Annotated in this window: 15 protein-coding genes; 8 read left to right on the forward strand and 7 right to left on the reverse strand. The window is 63.1% G+C overall.

The features are described 5' to 3' along the window. Nucleotides 1-2: 2 nt before the first annotated feature. From GM658_RS12665 to GM658_RS12675, 3 genes are read right to left on the reverse strand one after another with little or no spacing between them, the layout of a single operon-like run. Nucleotides 3-419, reverse strand: coding sequence for an ester cyclase (locus tag GM658_RS12665; protein ID WP_155454409.1), 417 nt, complete (start codon nucleotides 417-419; stop codon nucleotides 3-5). Between the two features lie 60 nt (nucleotides 420-479). Continuing rightward, a complete protein-coding gene (locus tag GM658_RS12670; RefSeq protein ID WP_155454410.1) occupies nucleotides 480-3,626 on the reverse strand; it encodes a ligand-binding sensor domain-containing diguanylate cyclase in 3,147 nt (1,048 codons plus the stop codon). A 50-nt stretch (nucleotides 3,627-3,676) separates the two neighbouring features. Next, nucleotides 3,677-4,414 carry a substrate-binding periplasmic protein gene (locus tag GM658_RS12675; RefSeq protein WP_155454411.1) on the reverse strand — a complete coding sequence of 246 codons (738 nt, stop codon included), beginning with the start codon at nucleotides 4,412-4,414 and terminating at the stop codon, nucleotides 3,677-3,679. Nucleotides 4,415-4,636: 222 nt separating this feature from the next. Here GM658_RS12675 and GM658_RS29655 point away from each other — a divergent pair, with 222 nt between their 5' ends. Both GM658_RS29655 and GM658_RS12685 read left to right on the forward strand, forming a co-directional pair. Then, nucleotides 4,637-6,670, forward strand: coding sequence for a methyl-accepting chemotaxis protein (locus GM658_RS29655; RefSeq protein ID WP_155454412.1), 2,034 nt, complete (start codon nucleotides 4,637-4,639; stop codon nucleotides 6,668-6,670). Nucleotides 6,671-6,678: 8 nt separating this feature from the next. Next, on the forward strand, nucleotides 6,679-7,515 hold the full coding sequence (locus GM658_RS12685; protein ID WP_155454413.1) for an HDOD domain-containing protein: 837 nt from the start codon (nucleotides 6,679-6,681) through the stop codon (nucleotides 7,513-7,515). Here the strand turns inward: GM658_RS12685 and GM658_RS12690 are convergent. The 3 genes from GM658_RS12690 to msrC all read right to left on the reverse strand — a co-directional run bounded on the left by GM658_RS12690 (nucleotide 7,504) and on the right by msrC (nucleotide 9,639). After that, nucleotides 7,504-8,403, reverse strand: a complete 900-nt coding sequence (locus tag GM658_RS12690) for a LysR substrate-binding domain-containing protein (protein WP_155454414.1) — start codon at nucleotides 8,401-8,403, stop codon at nucleotides 7,504-7,506. The genes GM658_RS12685 and GM658_RS12690 overlap by 12 nt on opposite strands. A gap of 216 nt (nucleotides 8,404-8,619) precedes the next feature. Further along, a complete protein-coding gene (locus GM658_RS12695) occupies nucleotides 8,620-9,051 on the reverse strand; it encodes a DUF29 domain-containing protein (protein WP_155454415.1) in 432 nt (143 codons plus the stop codon). Nucleotides 9,052-9,129: 78 nt separating this feature from the next. Next, complete coding sequence (gene msrC / locus GM658_RS12700; RefSeq protein WP_155454416.1) at nucleotides 9,130-9,639, reverse strand: free L-methionine (R)-S-oxide reductase MsrC; 510 nt, start codon at nucleotides 9,637-9,639, stop codon at nucleotides 9,130-9,132. A gap of 64 nt (nucleotides 9,640-9,703) precedes the next feature. On the opposite strand from msrC, the gene GM658_RS12705 reads away from it, so the two are divergent. The 3 genes from GM658_RS12705 to GM658_RS12715 all read left to right on the forward strand — a co-directional run bounded on the left by GM658_RS12705 (nucleotide 9,704) and on the right by GM658_RS12715 (nucleotide 11,895). Further along, complete coding sequence (locus GM658_RS12705; RefSeq protein WP_155454417.1) at nucleotides 9,704-11,146, forward strand: RecQ family ATP-dependent DNA helicase; 1,443 nt, start codon at nucleotides 9,704-9,706, stop codon at nucleotides 11,144-11,146. 131 nt (nucleotides 11,147-11,277) lie between these two features. Continuing rightward, the gene (locus GM658_RS12710) at nucleotides 11,278-11,631 is read left to right on the forward strand and encodes a KGG domain-containing protein (protein WP_155454418.1); all 354 of its coding nucleotides are present in this window, start codon (nucleotides 11,278-11,280) and stop codon (nucleotides 11,629-11,631) included. A 27-nt stretch (nucleotides 11,632-11,658) separates the two neighbouring features. After that, nucleotides 11,659-11,895 carry a hypothetical protein gene (locus GM658_RS12715; RefSeq protein WP_155454419.1) on the forward strand — a complete coding sequence of 79 codons (237 nt, stop codon included), beginning with the start codon at nucleotides 11,659-11,661 and terminating at the stop codon, nucleotides 11,893-11,895. Nucleotides 11,896-11,936: 41 nt separating this feature from the next. On the opposite strand, the gene GM658_RS12720 is transcribed toward GM658_RS12715, so the two are convergent. Next, nucleotides 11,937-14,186: a catecholate siderophore receptor Fiu gene (locus GM658_RS12720; protein WP_229416884.1), complete on the reverse strand. Its 2,250-nt coding sequence runs from the start codon at nucleotides 14,184-14,186 to the stop codon at nucleotides 11,937-11,939. 161 nt (nucleotides 14,187-14,347) lie between these two features. On the opposite strand from GM658_RS12720, the gene GM658_RS12725 reads away from it, so the two are divergent. The 3 genes from GM658_RS12725 to GM658_RS12735 are packed head-to-tail and all read left to right on the forward strand — an operon-like array spanning nucleotide 14,348 to nucleotide 16,345. Beyond that, the gene (locus GM658_RS12725) at nucleotides 14,348-14,983 is read left to right on the forward strand and encodes a PepSY-associated TM helix domain-containing protein (protein WP_155454420.1); all 636 of its coding nucleotides are present in this window, start codon (nucleotides 14,348-14,350) and stop codon (nucleotides 14,981-14,983) included. 10 nt (nucleotides 14,984-14,993) lie between these two features. After that, nucleotides 14,994-15,509 carry a DUF2271 domain-containing protein gene (locus GM658_RS12730; protein ID WP_155454421.1) on the forward strand — a complete coding sequence of 172 codons (516 nt, stop codon included), beginning with the start codon at nucleotides 14,994-14,996 and terminating at the stop codon, nucleotides 15,507-15,509. Nucleotides 15,510-15,517: 8 nt separating this feature from the next. Continuing rightward, complete coding sequence (locus tag GM658_RS12735; RefSeq protein ID WP_155454422.1) at nucleotides 15,518-16,345, forward strand: DUF4198 domain-containing protein; 828 nt, start codon at nucleotides 15,518-15,520, stop codon at nucleotides 16,343-16,345. Nucleotide 16,346 lies beyond the last annotated feature (1 nt).

Below are 16,346 nucleotides of genomic sequence, written 5' to 3' on the forward strand. Positions count from 1 at the left end.
GATTATAGGATGACAGCAAGCTGCCGCATGAGCTTCAAGTCTTCCGTCACGCGCCAGTGCCGGCAGATGCGGCCATCCCTGATCCACTCGATCTGCATTTGCCGTACGTCGATGGCTCTGCCGGTCGCCTCGATGCCGAAGAAGCAGCCGGTATGCGTGCCGGTCATGCGCACAAAGGCCGCCACGCGGTCCGCAGCGACTACCATGTCTTCAATCGTGTAATGCAGATCCGGAATTCCTTCTCGCATCATGAGCACGATGGGTTTCAGGCCTTCGGGGCCGGGCTGCGGATCGGGCAGGCCGGGACTGTGGTTCTGGTAGTCGCCGGTCAGCAGCTCGTCGAGCACCTCAACTTTGCCTTGATTCCAGACTTCTTCGAAGTAGCGTTCGACCAGGCGGGCATTAGCTTGCAAGAACATGTCTTCCTCCACAAAAGAAGACAGCGTAGCGGCGCGGCGGCGCGCTGTAATTAACCCGGGTTAATGCCAATTGACGACGCGGCCGCGCTGCTCGGGGACCAGCAGCTCGACGTCGCCGGCTTCGATAGCGCTTGAAGGGTTGGCCAGGAAGCGCGACAGGCCGCCTTCGCCGCTGCGCGCCTGCACGCCGACCCAGGCGTCGCGCCAGGTGTGCTTGGCGGCGTAGAGGGCGGCGTCGGCCAGGCGCTGCAGCGACTCCGGCGTCAGTGCGCTCGGGCGGCCCGGCATGCCGGGGAAGGAGGCGAAACCGATCGAGACGGTCTTGCGCAGCGCCTGCCCGCCAGGAATGTGGAATTCGTGCGCGGCCACGGCCGTGCGGATTTTTTCGGCCAGCGCCGGCGCGTCGTTGCGGTCGATGAAGCGCGCCACCAGCAGGAATTCTTCGCCGCCCCAGCGCACAATGTGGTCGGAGCTGCGCATGCACTCGGTCAGCAGCCTGGCGGTCTGCTGCAGTACTGCGTCGCCGGCGGCGTGACCGTACTCGTCGTTGACGCGCTTGAAGTGGTCGAGGTCGAGCATGAACAGCACCAGGTCGGAATGCGGTTCCGGCGGCACGCTGCGGTGGCGGCGCGCGGCCAGGTCGAAATCGCCCTGGATGGTTTGTTCGAGATAGCGGCGGTTATGCAGTCCGGTCAACGGATCGGTCAGGCTGGCTTGCTCCAGGCGGCGCGAGGCCGCTTCCAGTTCGGCGGTACGTTCGGCCACCAGGCGCTCGAGGCGTTCGCCGCGGCGGCGCAAGGCGTGCAGGCGCAAGCGGAACAGGAAGGCGACGCCCACTGTGCCGAGCAGCCACATGGCGATGCGGAACCACCAGGTCTGGTAGAAGGCCGGTTGCACGTGCAGGGTAAGCGACCATTCCTGGGGGCTCCATTGGCCGGCGCGGTTGCTGGCTTGCACCCGCAACTGGTATTCCCCGGGCGGCAGGTGGGAGTAGGCGGCCACGCGCTGGCGCGCATCGACGTTGACCCAGCCGGCATCGTAGCCATCCAGGCGGTAGCGGAATTGCTGCTGTTCGGGGGCGCTGAAATCGGGCGCTGCGAATTCCAGGCGCAGGTCGCGCTGGCTGGGCGACAGCGTGCGCTCGGTGATCGTCCCGGCGCCGGGCTGTTCGACCCCGTCGATACTCAGCGCGGTCGCCGTCACCTGCGGCTTGTAGGCCCAGTTGCGCACCATTTGCGGCCGCACGCGCAGCAAGCCTTCCGGCGAGCCAAACAGCAGGTCGCCGTTGCGCATGCGTTCGCGGCTGGCGTAGTAGAGGGTGCGGAATTCGTTGCCATCGGCGCGGTCGAAGCTGCGCCAGCGCCAGGTCAGCGGGTCGATGCGCACGCGGCTGCCCAGCCAGACCTGGCCCTGCGCGTCCTGCAGCAGCGATTCCGGCGGATGCGGCGGCAGTTTCAGGCGCGTGGCGAGCACGTCGAAGTGAGCGGTCTTGCCGTCAAAGGAGCGCAGGATGGCGGCGCCGGATTGGGTGGCGAGCCACAGCTGGCCATCCCTGGCGACCATCAGGTCGGGCACCCAGTTATCCGGCAGGCTGTCGGCGCGCGCCGGGTCGCGCTGGATGCGCCGGGCCTTGCCGGTCCTGATGTCGAAGGCGTTCAGACCGTCGTTGGTGCCGACCCACAGCGTGCCATCGGGCGTGAAGGCGAGCGACTCCACTTCGCGTCCGGACAGGCTGTCCGGATCATCGGCCTGGTGGCGCCAGGCGCGCACTTCGCCATCCTTGCCGATGCGCGCCATGCCTTGCTGGGCGCCCGTCCACAGCGCGCCGTCGGCCCCGAACACCATGCTGCGGATTGGTCCGCCAGGCAAGCCTTGCGCGCTGCCGAAACGCTGGAAGCCTTGCTGGCCGGGACGCTGCCGGTGCAGCGTGCCGTCCAGGGTGGCGACCCACATGCTGCCATCCGGGCCTTGCGCGAGGCAGGTGACGGCGCCGTCGGCCAGCGCATCGCTGCGCTTGGAATCGGGGCGGAAGCCGGCCACCAGCTTGCCGCCGGCATCGAGCACATCGACCCCGTTGCCATTGGTGCCCAGCCACAGCTTGCCGTCGTGCGCCTCCAGCGCGCGCACGATGGCGGGATGGCTGGGACCTTGCGGATTCGATGGACTGTAGCGTAGCTTGAGGAAGGCGCGGCTGGCCGGATCATGCAGGGCGATGCCGCCGCCCCAGGTCGCGGCCCATGTCAGGCCTGAGCGGTCCACCAGCAGGGCGCCGATGCGGTCGTTGCCGATGCTGGAAGTGCTGGCGCTGTCGTACTGCAGGTGGTCCACGACGGCCAGGCTGGCGCCGTCCACCACGTCGATGCCTTTGCCGAAAGTGCCCAGCCAGAGCTCGCCCGGCACAGGCTCGGCAATGCTGTAGATCCAGAAGTGGTTCAGGCCCGTCAGGGTACGTACGGCGCCGCTGGCCGGATCAAGGACGGCAGCGCCTTCGCGCGCACTGCAGATCCAGATGCGGCCCTGGCTGTCCTGGAACAGGCGGATTGCATTGGCGGGACCGGTCGGCGGCGAGAAATGGCCGTCGCCCAGCCAGCGCTGGACGCCGGCTTCGCTGGCCACCCACAGCCTGCCTTCGCGGTCGAGCAGGATCGCACGCACCTGGTTGTTGGCAAGGCTGCCCTGGTCGCCCTCGATATGGCGGTAATGGCGGAACTGGCCGCTGGCCGGATCGAAGAGCGACAAGCCGTCGTCGGTGGCCAGCCACATGACGCCGCCCGCCAGTTCGGCAATGCTGTCCACGCGGTCGTTGGCCAGGCTGCCGGCGCGCCTCGGGTCATGCCGGTATTGGGTGAAGCGCTCGGTGCGCGGATCGAACACGGACAAGCCGCTGCTGAAGGTGCCGATCCACAGGCGGCCATCGCGTGCCGCGTGCAGGGAGCGGATATAGCTGCCACCGAGGGAAGTGGCGTCGCCGGCATGCGGGCGGAACACCTTGTAGCCGTAGCCGTCGTAGCGCACCAGGCCATCCTGGGTGCCGATCCACAGCAAACCTTGCGCGTCCTGCACCATGGCCGTGCCGAGATGCGCCGGCACCTGGTCCGGCATGGCGATGCGCTGGAATGACACCACGCCCGGGCGCTGCTGCGCGGATGCGATAGTGCCTGCGGCCAGCAGGCAGGCGAACAAAAAGGACCGCAGCAGCGAAGGCATGGCCGGAATGGTTCAAATGGAAACTATCATTATGCCATGCTGGGAGGCGCTTACTGATACCGGGATGTCATGCGCTGCCACTGCGGATCATCGCGCATGCGCTTGACGATAGGCGCAACCTTCTCGAACAGGTCGTTGCGGCCCAAAGGCACCAGGAAGCGGCGTTCCGTCGCGCGGCCTGGCAGGTCGACGAAGGTCAGGCTGGCGCCCAGTCCATGCAGGCGCACGAAATAGCGCGCCACCGATTCGGACACCGCCACGCAATCAATGCGGCCGCGGCGCAGCTTTTCCAGGTTGATTTCTTCGCTCATGGCATCCTGGCGCAGCAGGCCGTGACTTCTGATCCATTCATCGATGCCGGGGTAGATATAGCCCAGGGTAAGGCCGATCGACTTGCCGGCCAAGGCGCCCTGAGGGCCCAGCTGCACCGGATGGTCGGTGCGCGACACCAGCACGAAGCGGTCAATGGCGAAGGCCGTGGTCCACAGGTATTTCTTTTGTGCGACGTCGTCAAACCATTGCGGCATCATGCCGATAACGATGCCGTCCAGCGAGCCATCTTCCAATCGCATCTGCAGCCGCTTGCGCGGCAGGTAAGCCAGGCGGTAATTGGTGCCGTCGCTGGCCTGCTTGTTCAGGTAGTCAATTGCTTCATGATAGATACCGCGGCTGCCATCGATGACGAGGGGCGCGAAGTTGGCGCTGGTATAGACAGTCACTGTGTCGGCCTGCGCGGCGGGCAACAGCAGCGACACGATCAGCGTCAATAACGGCTTTAACAATCTCATGTGTGCACTATAGCAAGGGCTTTGCGCTTGCAGCATGAAAGTTAAATTCTTCATTGGCAATTGTTTCGCGCAGCTGCAACAGAAGTAGTGTTGAAGTAAGAGATTTTTGTGGTTAATTCTCACGGATTGTAACGCCGCGACACAATTCGGCATATGATCAAAGCAAGAGGTATCGCGATGCTGCAACGCACCTTTTGCCAATCTTTTCACTGGGAAACTGCCATGAATCCTTCCTCCCTTCTCGGCCAGCTCAAGCTCGGTCACAAGTTCATGATCCTTGGTTTGATTGCGGCGCTGCTGGCGATCATCCCCGCCTACCTGTACATGCGCGAAGCGGGCAAAGTGCTGCAAGCCTATGAAGATGAGCACACTGGTCTGCCGGTGGTGGTGGATGGCCTGAAGGTCGTGCAAACCACGCAGCAGCACCGCGGCCTGGCGGCGCTGGTGCTGGGCGGTGTCAAAGGCATGGAGGAAAAGCGCCGCGCCAAACAAGCCGAAGCCGACGCTGCCTACGCCCGCCTGGAGAAAGCTGCCGCGGCGATTGGCGACAAGGCCATCATCGATGCCTTCGCGGCCGCCAAACAGGAATGGGAAACGCTGCGTAACAACGTGACGGAGGGAAAGATCACGGTGCCGCAAAGCTATGCAGGCCACACGGGACTGATTCCCAAGCTGCTCAAGGTGAATGAGCTGATTGGCGACTCCTACGGGCTGAGCCTCGATCCGGACAAGGATAGCTACCAGCTGATCCAGTCCATGTTTTACCAGCTGCCCTGGCTGACTGAGGAGACCGGCAAGACGCGCGCCAAAGGCGCCGGCCTGCTGGCTAAAAAAGAGGCCACGGCGGAAGACCGTATGACCGAGGCTGCCATCATGTCGCGCGTGTCCGACCGTCTGGACCAGACCATGACGGCCTTCAGCAAGGCTGCTTCCGCAAATCCCGATATCGACGCCAAGCTTGGCGCCAAACTGCGCGAAGCTGCCGCCGCGGCGCGCAACATCGTCGAACTGGGTACGGAGCAGATCGTCAAGGCCGACCCGCTGACTTATTCCGGCGAGGAGTGGGTGGCAAAATGCACGGCCGCCATCGATATGCAGTTCGCCGTCAACGAAGCTGCAGCCAAGGAAATCGACTCCATGCTGGCGGAGAAAATCGCCGGCTTTACCAAGCAGCGCTGGATCATGATCGTTTCCATGGTCGGCCTGTTCGCGCTGGCAGGCTGGATCTGCGTGCTGATCGCCCGTTCGGTGACGGTGCCGCTGCAAAACGCCATCGCCGTGGCGGACGAGGTGGCGAAGGGGAAGCTCGATAACGATATCGACGTCGGCCCACCCAATGAAGTCGGACAGTTGCTGCGCTCCCTCAGGACCATGAGCGAGAGCCTGCGCTGCATCGTGACCGACGTGCGCGCCAGCGTCGACCAGATCAACGCTGCGAGCCGCGACATCGCCACCGGAAATGCCGACGTCTCTTCGCGACTGGAATCGCAGGCTTCCAACCTGGAGGAAACGGCTTCCTCGATGGAGGAACTGACCTCCACCGTCAAGCAGAACGCCGACAATGCGCGCCAGGCCAACCAGCTGGTGCACAGTGCCGCGGACGTTGCCGGCAAAGGCGGCGCCGTGGTATCGCAAGTGGTGACGACCATGGGCGAAATCAACGACAGCTCGCGCAAGATCGTCGACATCATCGGTGTGATCGATGGCATCGCCTTCCAGACCAATATCCTGGCCTTGAATGCGGCAGTGGAAGCGGCGCGCGCCGGCGAGCAAGGGCGCGGCTTTGCGGTCGTCGCCTCCGAAGTGCGCAACCTGGCGCAGCGTTCGGCCTCGGCGGCCAAGGAGATCAAGGACCTGATCAATCACAGCGTCGATCGGGTCGAGACCGGCAACCGCCTGGTGGGCGAAGCCGGCCACGCGATGGAGGAAGTCCTGAAGAGCGTGCAAAGCATCACCGCCATCATGCAGGACATCGCCACCGCCTCGGCGGAACAGGGCAACGGCATTGAGCAAATCAATATGGCGGTGACGCAGATGGATGACACCACGCAGCAAAACGCGGCGCTGGTGGAACAGACCGCGGCTGCTTCAGCCAGCCTGCAAGACCAGGCGCAGACGCTGGTGAAAGCAATCAGCATCTTCACGCTGGGGAATGAGGATGGCGGCACGGCGGTGCTGGCTTCACGCCTGGCGCCGGCGGCCGGCAAGCGGCGCATGCCGGGCAATGTGCGCGCGCTGAGGGCAGCCTCGGTATAATTTCCTTCATGGAAAAGCTCAGGGATCTAGCCACCATCATTTCGGAAATGCAGCGTGGGGAACTGGTGTTCCCCACCAGCGTCAATGCCGCGCTGTCATTGCAGCTGGCCTTGGCCGACCCCGATTGCCACGACGACGAGGTGTTGCGCCGGGTGCTGGGCGAGCCCGTGCTGGCGGCGCGCGCCGTGGCGCTGGCCAATGCCACGGTGTTCCGGCGCAATGGCGCGCCGCCGGTCACCAGCGCACGCGCTGCCGTGCAGCGGCTTGGCTACCGCAACCTGTATTCGCTGGCTGCATCCATGGTGGTGCGGCAGTTTGGCGCGCGCATCCGCGACCGTGCCTTGCGTGAGCGCGCCGAGCAGCTGTGGAAGTTTTCGGCCCATGTGGCGGCTATCTCTTACCAGGTGGCGCAGCACATCACGCGCACGGATCCCGACACCGCGCTATTTGCCGGCATCGTCCATGAGGCGGGCAATTTCTACCTGCTGTCGCAAGCCGACCAGGTGCCTGGCTTGCTTGATGAAATGGGCCGGCGCCTGGGCCCGGTGCAGGAGATTGTCGCGCGCGAAGTGCTGCGCAAGCTCGAGGTGCCGGATGCGGTGGCTGCCGCCATCATTACCTTGCGCGATGGCGCCATCAGCCTGCCGCCAGCCGGCCTGCGCGATACGCTGTTGCTGGCGCGCCATTTGTGCCCGGTGCTCTCGCCATTGCCAGCGCCGCAGGACGATTACCTGGTGCGGCGCGCCGACATGGTGCAATGCCTGGAGACTTTCCCCGGCCTGGCCGAACTGCTCGATATTGCCGCTGTCGAAGCGCGCTCGATGGGGGCTGCGCTACTTGCCTGAAGTAGCGGATGGCGCGTCCTGCAGCAGTTGCTGCGCCAGCAGCCTGGCGTGCGGCGTCAACTCGGAAAACTCGCGTGCGCAAAGAAACAGGCGGCGCGTAGCCCAGGGCTCCGCCAGGGGCACGATGGCAAGGTCGCGCCGCAACTGCCGGGCCAGGGCGCTGGAGAGGATGGAGATGCCGATGCCGGCCTCCACGTGCATCGCCACGTTCTCGATATTGCGCAACTGAATGCGGTAGTCGAGCTGGCGGCCCAGCCGCGATGCGCGTTCCGCAAGGTGCACTTCGAGCGCGGTATCCGCGATGCCCACGATTGGCTCGCCGATGATATCGGCAAATGTCACCGACGATTCCCGTGCCAGGGGATGCACATGGCTGGCTGCCACCACCAGCTTGTCGCTGGCGATCAGATGCGTTTGCAGAGGGCCGAAATCGGTGATGTCGGCCACGATGCCAAGGTCGGCGCGGCGGTCCACCATGGAATGCACAATTTCCGCGCTCGGGCGTTCCAGCAAATCGATTGACAGGTCGCGGTGCGCCGCGAGGAAGCGGCACAGGTGCGGCGGCAGGAAGGCCGCCATCGCGGCGGTATTGCTCATCACGCGAATACGGCCTTTCAGCCCGGTTGCGTAGGTGCGCAGTTCGCCTCGCATCTGCTCCACCTGGCCCAGGATCGAGCGCGCATGGCGCACCAGGGCTTCGCCGGCGGCGGTGGTGCGCACGCCGCGCCGGTTGCGTTCGAGCAGGGCGGCGCCGAGCACTTCCTCCATGCCGGCGATGCGTTCGCTGACCGAGGCCAGCGCCAGGTGCATGGCGCACGCACCTTGCGTCAGGCTGCCACATTCCACCACGGACAGGAACAGCCGCAAATCGGTCAGGTCAAAACGCATGACGCCTCCAGCATTCGGAATTTCCGAAGTGTAGCACCGGAATTGCCAGATTGTGCCGCTTATGTCAGGCGGCTAAGATCGCTGAGATGGTGGTTGTGCCACTGGTTCAGGCGAAAGCTACTTCAAAGGAGGAACCCATGCTCAACGCTTTGCTGGAAACAATCGGTACGCTGGGTGTCCTGGCCAGCGTCGTGATGAAGATCGTGGCGTGCTGGCCTAAGGCTCAAAAGCAAAGTCAAGCAACTCGTCGACAGTGAAGGGCAGCGCAGTAGGTAGGATGGCCTGTGCCAAGCCCGTTTCGCGCGCGGCCTTACGGACTGCCGTTGGGTAGGCGCCCGTCGCCTCGTCAGGGAGGTCGTGCTGCAGGCTGGGATAGCGCCGGATCAGCATTTCGATCCGCGAGCGTTGCTCAAGGATTGTTCCTCGCCAACTGCGCGATTTGCGCAGTGGCTGGTAACGGCATTTGAGCAAGTGCACTTCCAACACGCACAAGCGGCTGGCAAGTTGGTGCCGGATATGGGACGCCATGCTGGTCAACTCCTCGTAGAGGTTTGGAATGTCGAGCAACTCGAACTTGCGGTCGCGCAGCAAGGCGGCCTGGGTTTCGACCCAGGGGATGAAATCTTCTTCGTAGGCAGTGTGGTTCATGGCTAGCCCTCCCTAAAGACAGGCTAGGCGACGGAACTTGCCCCAGTCAAGCGCGACCGGGGCAAATATTGAGGCGGATCAGAGGCGGGTTTGTTCGAGGATGCGGACCAGCGACTCGATGCCTTCGGCGTCGACTGCATCGAAGCGGCCCGGCAGCGGGCTGTCGAGGTCGAACACGCCGATCACTTCGCCATCCTTGCCGAAGACCGGCACCACCAGTTCCGAGCGCGAGGCTGCGTCGCAGGCAATATGGCCAGGGAAGGCATGGACGTCCGCCACCACGCTGGTGGCGCGTTTTTCAACGGTGCTGCCACACACGCCACGGCCCTTCTTGATGCGGATGCAGGCCGGCTTGCCCTGGAACGGACCCAGCACCAGTTCATCCGGACCTTGCATGAAATAGAAGCCGGCCCAGTTCAGGCCAGGCATGCTGTTGAACACCAGCGCGCTGGCATTCGCCGTGTTGGCGATCCAGTCGTGTTCGCCGTGCACCAGGCCGCCCAGCTGGGAGCGCAGGTCTTCATACATGGTGCGCTTGGCTTCCGGGGTATCGGTGCTGTAAATAGTTTCGCTGAGGGAAAAGGACATCTTGCAATCCGCTATGTTACTTAGGTGGCCGACATGTTACCAGCAATGGCGATACCTTGCGGACATGACTACTCATCATCAAATCAACCATTTGCTGCGCGAAGTATTCGGCGTCGAACGACTGCGTGCCGGCCAGAAACAAGTGATCGACAGTGTTCTGGCAGGGCATGACACGCTCGCCATCATGCCGACGGGCAGCGGCAAGTCGCTGTGCTACCAGATTCCGGCTTCTATCCTGAAGGGCAGCACCGTGGTTGTGTCGCCGCTGATCTCGCTGATGAAGGACCAGGCGGAAAAGCTGGACGATATCGGCATTGATGCCGCCCAGATCAACAGCAAGGTTCCAACCGAAGAGCAGGAAGACGCCCTGCAGGGCTTGCGCGACAATGAAGAACGGATTGTGTTCTGCACCCCGGAGCGGCTGGCGACGCCTGAATTCATGTCCCTGCTGCACCAGGCCGATATCGGCCTGGTCGTGGTGGATGAGGCGCATTGCATTTCGCGCTGGGGCCATGATTTCCGGCCCGCCTACCTCGACATCGGCGCGGCGCTTGACGCGCTGGGCCGTCCGCCGGTGCTGGCGCTCACTGCCACCGCTACCGAGGAGGTGATCGACGACATCCGCCAGCAGCTGGGCGCGCCAAAGATGCGCGTGGTGAACACCGGCATCTACCGTCCCAACCTGCGCCTGGCGGTGCGCCAGGTCACCAATGCCGACGAGCGCGCGGCCGAGGCGCTGCGCCTGGTGCGCGAAACGGAAGGGAGCGGCATCCTCTACGCCGCTACCGTGAAGGCCGCCCAGGATATGCTGGCGGTGCTGGAAGAAGCTGGTGAAAGCGTGGTGCTCTACCACGGCAAATTGCACGCCGCGGAACGCCACCAGAACCAGGAAATGTTCATGTCCGGCGCACGCCGCGTGATGGTGGCGACCAACGCCTTCGGCATGGGCATCGACAAGCCCGACATCCGGTTTGTCATTCACCTGCAGGTGCCGGCCAGCCTCGAGGCTTATTATCAGGAAGCCGGCCGCGCGGGGCGCGACGCACATACCGCAGCCTGCACACTGTTGTACTTTCATGAAGACAAGCGCGTGCAACAGTTCTTTCTAGCGCGCAGCTATCCCGACGTGGGCCTGTTGCACGCCGCTTATGAAGCGATAGGCCATGGCGAGCGGCCACGCGACAAGCGCAGCCAGGTGGCTTTGAAATTGCTGAAAGAAGGCGGCTGGCTACTGCAGGACCGCAAATTGCAATACCGCCTGGCTGACAAGGCGCCGCGTCCGCTCGATATGGAACGGCTGGCAGAACGCTATCGGGAAAAACAGGAGCATGACCGCGAAGCGCTGGCCCAGATGGTGTCCTACGCACAGTCAGGATATTGCCGGTGGAAACTATTGCTAAATTATTTCGGCGATGAGTCCGCTGGCATAGAGCATTGCGGTAGCTGCGACAACTGTATCGCCCCGCCAACAGTGGAGGAATCAGATTTCCCGATCGAAAATAAGTAGGCGATATCCTACATTTGTCGCGCTGAACGTCCTATATTACCTGTACAGTGCTTGCACTAACATGAGTTCTCCCGCGCCTACTAAAAGGGGGCGGGGGTCTTTTCCATCCGAACCGAGCAGGGGGACGAATCATGGCTTCGAACAATCCAGGCGACAAACGCGGCAACCGGCAGGACAGTCCGGCCGGCAGCAAGCAAAGTGCACGTGGCTTTGCCTCCATGGACCCGCAGCGTCAGCGCGAAATCGCTTCCGAGGGCGGACGCGCCGCCCACCAGAAGGGCACGGCGCATGAGTTCACTTCCGAGGAAGCACGCAAGGCAGGCAGCATGAGCCACAAGAACGACGGCAACCGCCAGAGCGGTTCGCGTGGCAATGCCAGCCGTACCGAGCAGCAACCCAGCCAAGGCCAACAGGTAGGCCAGGAATACCAGCAGGACTACCAAAAGGACTACCAGGGCAATAAGCAGGGTGGCGATAAGTATTAAGGTTTTATTTGCAGCAAGGAGGCCAGCATGGGAAGGCCTGACAAACCCAGTAAGGACACGGAGAACCAGCAAAACTTTGTGCTGGTCGATACAGAGCATCCGGAGATCGGCAACACGACGATTCCGGAAGGCCAGATCCGCCGCGTCGACCGACCTTTGCCGGGCAACCGGCAAAGCGCTACGGAAAGCGGTTCGCGGCAGGGCGGCAGTGGACTGGGCACCGAAGGCGGTGCGCCAGGTCCGGACGCAAGTTCTGGTGTATGAATCAGGCGGGCTGATGGCCCGCCTTTTTTTTCGCTTGAGCCCTAGAAGATGAAGTTCGCAGTCAGCTGCGCGTAGCGTGGCGCGCCAAGCGTCGCACGTGCTCCGCTGTTATTCAGCGTATTGATGTAGAACTTGTCGAACAGGTTGTACAGGTTAAGCTGCAGCGAAACATGCTTGCTCACCTTGTAGGACGCCATCGCATCGACCACCGTGTAGTGCGGGATCGCCGGCATATTGGTGGACGCCGCTGCCTGCGACGGGTCGACAAGGCGCTTCTGCTCCCCCATATAACGCACACCGCCGCCAAGCGTCAGCCGGTCGTCGAACTTGTACGCGGTCCACATCGTTGCCGACACCTTCGGCGACCAGCGCGAGGCCGCGCCGGCAGCGTTATTGCCGCTCGTGCCTTCCTTGATTTCGGTATGCATCGTAGCGAGGCCTGCGCTCACGCTCCAGGCCCTGGTCAGCTGGCCGACGGCGCCCAGCTCCACGCCCTCCACGCGGCGCTCGCCCAGCTGCGCCCAGGTGTTGCTCACCGCATCAACCAGCTGCGGGAATTCATCCTTGTTGGTGGTGCGGTAAAGCGCCGCCGTCAGTGCCAGCTGTTTCTGGATCACGTCCCACTTTGTACCCAGTTCAAGGTTGCTGGTCTTTTGCGGCTTCAGCGCAGGGTTGTTGGCGTTTGACGCGTTCTGCGCCGCCAGCGACAGGTTGGCGCTGCCCGGCGGCGTCTTGGAATTGGCATATGCCAGGTAGATGCTGCCGTCGGCGGCCGGCTTGTACAGCACACCGGCCTTGATGCTTGCCAAGTTGCCCGACTTCTCAAGGTGGCTGCCGGTCAGCGCGTTGGTGGCGGTGTTGAGCGTGGCGCTGTCGGTGCTGGTCGTGTAGCGCTCGACCCGCAGGCCGCCGTTCAACTGCCACTGTTCGTTCAGCTTGACCGTGTCGAAGGCGTAGGCGCCGACGGTGTTCGTTTTGCCGTTGCTGAAGGCGCCGCTCAGAACCGGCTTGAAGCCGGTCAGCGCGTCGTTCTGGTCAGGCTGGTACAGCTTGGCGGCGGGCGCGGCGCCAAGGCTGGATGCCAGCCGGGACGGCGAGAACTGTTCCTCATTCAGAAGCTCGATGCCGGTCGACAGCGTATGCTGCAGGCCGCCCAGCGTGAACTCGCTGAAAATGTTGGTGGTGTTGGCCAGGATTTTGTTTTCCTGCAGGACGCTCTGGCGAATACGGCTCACGGTCCAGGTGGAAGGGGCAGCACTCGGCATGGCCACCGTGTAGATGCCGGTCATGATGCGGTCCATCTTCGACTTGCCCCAGCGCGTGGTGTTGGTCAGCGTGGCTTTGGGCGCCAGCTCGTGTTCGATCTTTGCGGTGAACATATCTGCATCGACTTTTTCAATATCGCCCTTGATGCCATACCAGTTGTTGCGGTCCACGCGCGGCGCCTTGCGCAGCGCCTCGCCAGCGTTGTAGAAGCCTTCCATGCCCACGCTCGGGTTGCCGCCGTCCGGTACATTGTCCTGGCGTACGTGCTGCGAGAACAGGTAGAGGCGTGTTGGCGTGCTCAGTCCCCAGGCGATCGAAGGCGCGAAGCCCTTGCTTTCGCGGTCCAGCGCGTTGCTGCCTTTGGCGCTGCCATCCTGCGCCATCGCGTTGATGCGAAAGGCGCCGCTGCTGCCGAAGCTGCGCGTGACGTCGGCCGTTCCGCGCTTGACGCCGCCCTGTGTGAGGCCGAGTGAAGCGGCGATCGAATCTTCACGTACGGGCATTTTCGACACCAGGTTGATGTAGCCGCCCGCTGCGCCGCGCCCGATATCGGCGCCGGCAGGGCCCTTGGCCACCTCCACCTGCTCGATGTTAAAAGCCTCCCGCGTTACCGCGCCCAGGTCGCGAATGCCATCGACGAAAATCGAAGATTGGGCTGCGAAGCCGCGCATCTGGAAGGTATCGCCGGCGCTGGTGTTGCCGTTCTCTCCAAGTTGCAGCGTGATGCCGGGCGTGTTGCGCAGCGCTTCCACGATCGATGTGGCGCCCTGTTCCTGGATCATCTCTTTGCGGATCACTGAAATGGATTGCGGCGTATTGAGCAGTGGGGCGGTCAATTTAGGCGAGGAAGCGCGGTCGGCTTTGTATGGCACGTCGGCGCCGGCTTCGACCTTGACTTCGGCCATGGTCTTTTCCTGGGCCTGGGCGTGGACTGCAAGGGGCAGGCCGATGGCGGCCATGGCGAGCAGGGATTGGTTCAGCAGCGGCTGGGTTGCCAGCGTGTGCTTGCGGCTACGGATGGTCAAAATGTTCTCCAGATGGATGCGTTTGAAGCTGGCGGCATCCTTGAACTGGAGCTGGCTGGCAGTGCGGGGTGAGTAAAAGCGTGTAAATGATAACGATTCTCAATTGCATTGGCAAGCGCTGTGCATTATCATCCTGAAATTCCCTCATCGAAAGCGACAACTTGAGCAGTCCAGAAATTCAAGCGAAACGGGCCGTATGGCTCAAGCTCCTGCATGAATGGCATTGGGTCAGTTCGGCCATGTGCCTGCTCGGCATGTTCCTGTTCGCGATTACCGGCATTACACTGAACCACGCGAGCCAGATCGAAGCCAAGCCCGCAGTGCAGCGCAAGCAGGCCACGGCGCCGTCGCCGCTGGTGAACGAGCTGCACGCCTTCGCCGAAAAGCATGACGGCGCCAAGGCGCCGCTGCCGGAAACGGGCGAGCGCTGGCTGCGCGAGACCTGGTCCATCAAGGCGGGCGGGCGCGAAGCCGAATGGTCGGTCGATGAAGTGTATTTGCCGATGCCGAAAGCGGGGGGCGACGCCTGGGTGCGCATCGGCCTGGAAGACGGCGCAGCGGAATACGAGAACACGGACCGCGGCTGGATTTCCTGGCTCAATGATGTGCATAAGGGACGCAATACCGGCGCGGCCTGGAACTGGTTTATCGATATCTTTGCGGCGGCCTGCCTGGTGTTCTGCATCACCGGCCTGCTGATCCTGAAATTCCACGCGGCCAAGCGGCCCTTTACCTGGCCGATGGTGGGCCTGGGCGTGGTCATCCCATGCGTCATTGCTTTGCTCTACATTCATTAAGGACTTCTGTATGAAACTTCGTTATTCCATCGCCGTCGGCTTGCCGCTGGTGAGCGTGTCCGCGATGGCGGCCGACCTGACGCTGAAATTCGACGTCCCGCAGCTGAACGTGGCCGAATACCATCGTCCATACCTGGCTGCCTGGCTGGAAAACGCCGACCAGAAAGTCGTCGCCAACCTGGCCGTGCTGTACGACGTGAAGAAGAAGGACAACGGCGGCGCCAAATGGCTGAAGGACATGCGCCAGTGGTGGCGCAAATCCGGCCGCGACGTCGAGATGCCGATGGACGGCGTGAGCGGCGCCACTCGCGGCCCCGGCGAACACACGCTGAACTTCCCGGTCGCAAAGGATGCCCTGAACAAGCTCCCGGCCGGCAATTACCAGCTGGTGATTGAGGCCGCGCGCGAAGCGGGCGGCCGTGAACTGGTCAAAGTGCCGATGGCATGGCCGCCGAAGTCCGCGCAGTCTTTCTCTGCCAAGGGCAAGGAAGAACTGGGCGAAGTCACGGTGCAAGTCAAACCATAAGGATCGCCATGAAGTTGAGCAAAACCCTGATCGCGCTGGCATTGGCCGGCGCAGCGTTCAGCGCACAGGCGCATAAGCCCTGGCTGCTGCCTTCGTCTTCGCTGGTCGATTCCAAGGATGCCTGGGTGACCGTGGATGCGGCCATTTCGGAAGGCTTGTTCGATATCGACCACATGCCTTTGAAGCTGGATGGCATCACCATCACCGGACCTGACGGCGCCAAGGTGGATATGCAGAACGCCACCACCGGCCGCCTGCGTTCGACCTTCGACGTGAAGATGGCCAAGCCAGGTACCTACAAGATTGCGCTGGTGAGCCAGTCCGTGATGGCGAGCTGGAAGGCGAACGGTGAAGTGAAGCGCTGGCGCGGCACCGAAGCCGAGATGGCGGCCAATGTGCCGGCACATGCGGAAGAACTGAACGTGTCGCGTACCTTCGGCCGCCTGGAGACTTTCGTCAGCGCCAACAAGACCGACGAAGCTGTGTTCAAGCCAACCGGCGTTGGCCTGGAGCTGGTGCCGGTGACGCATCCGAACGATATGCGTGCGGGCGAGGAAGCCAAGTGGAAGTTCCTGTTGGACGGCAAGCCTGCGGCCGAGCAGGCGTTCAGCCTGATTCCGGGCGGCGTGCGTTATCGCGGCACCCTGGGGGAGATCCGTTTGTCGACCGATGCCAAGGGCGAGGTGACTTTCAAGATCCCGCAAGCTGGCATGTACCTGGTGTCGAGCAGCTGGCCTGCGCCGCCTGCCGCGCAAGCTGGCCAGCAGGCTGGCCCGCGCCCGATGCCGCCGCGCCGCGTGACATACGCGGCGACGGTGGAAGTCCTGCCGCAGTAAG

Origin of the sequence: Massilia eburnea, from assembly GCF_009720745.1 — a bacterium.
GTDB lineage: Bacteria > Pseudomonadota > Gammaproteobacteria > Burkholderiales > Burkholderiaceae_D > Rugamonas > Rugamonas eburnea.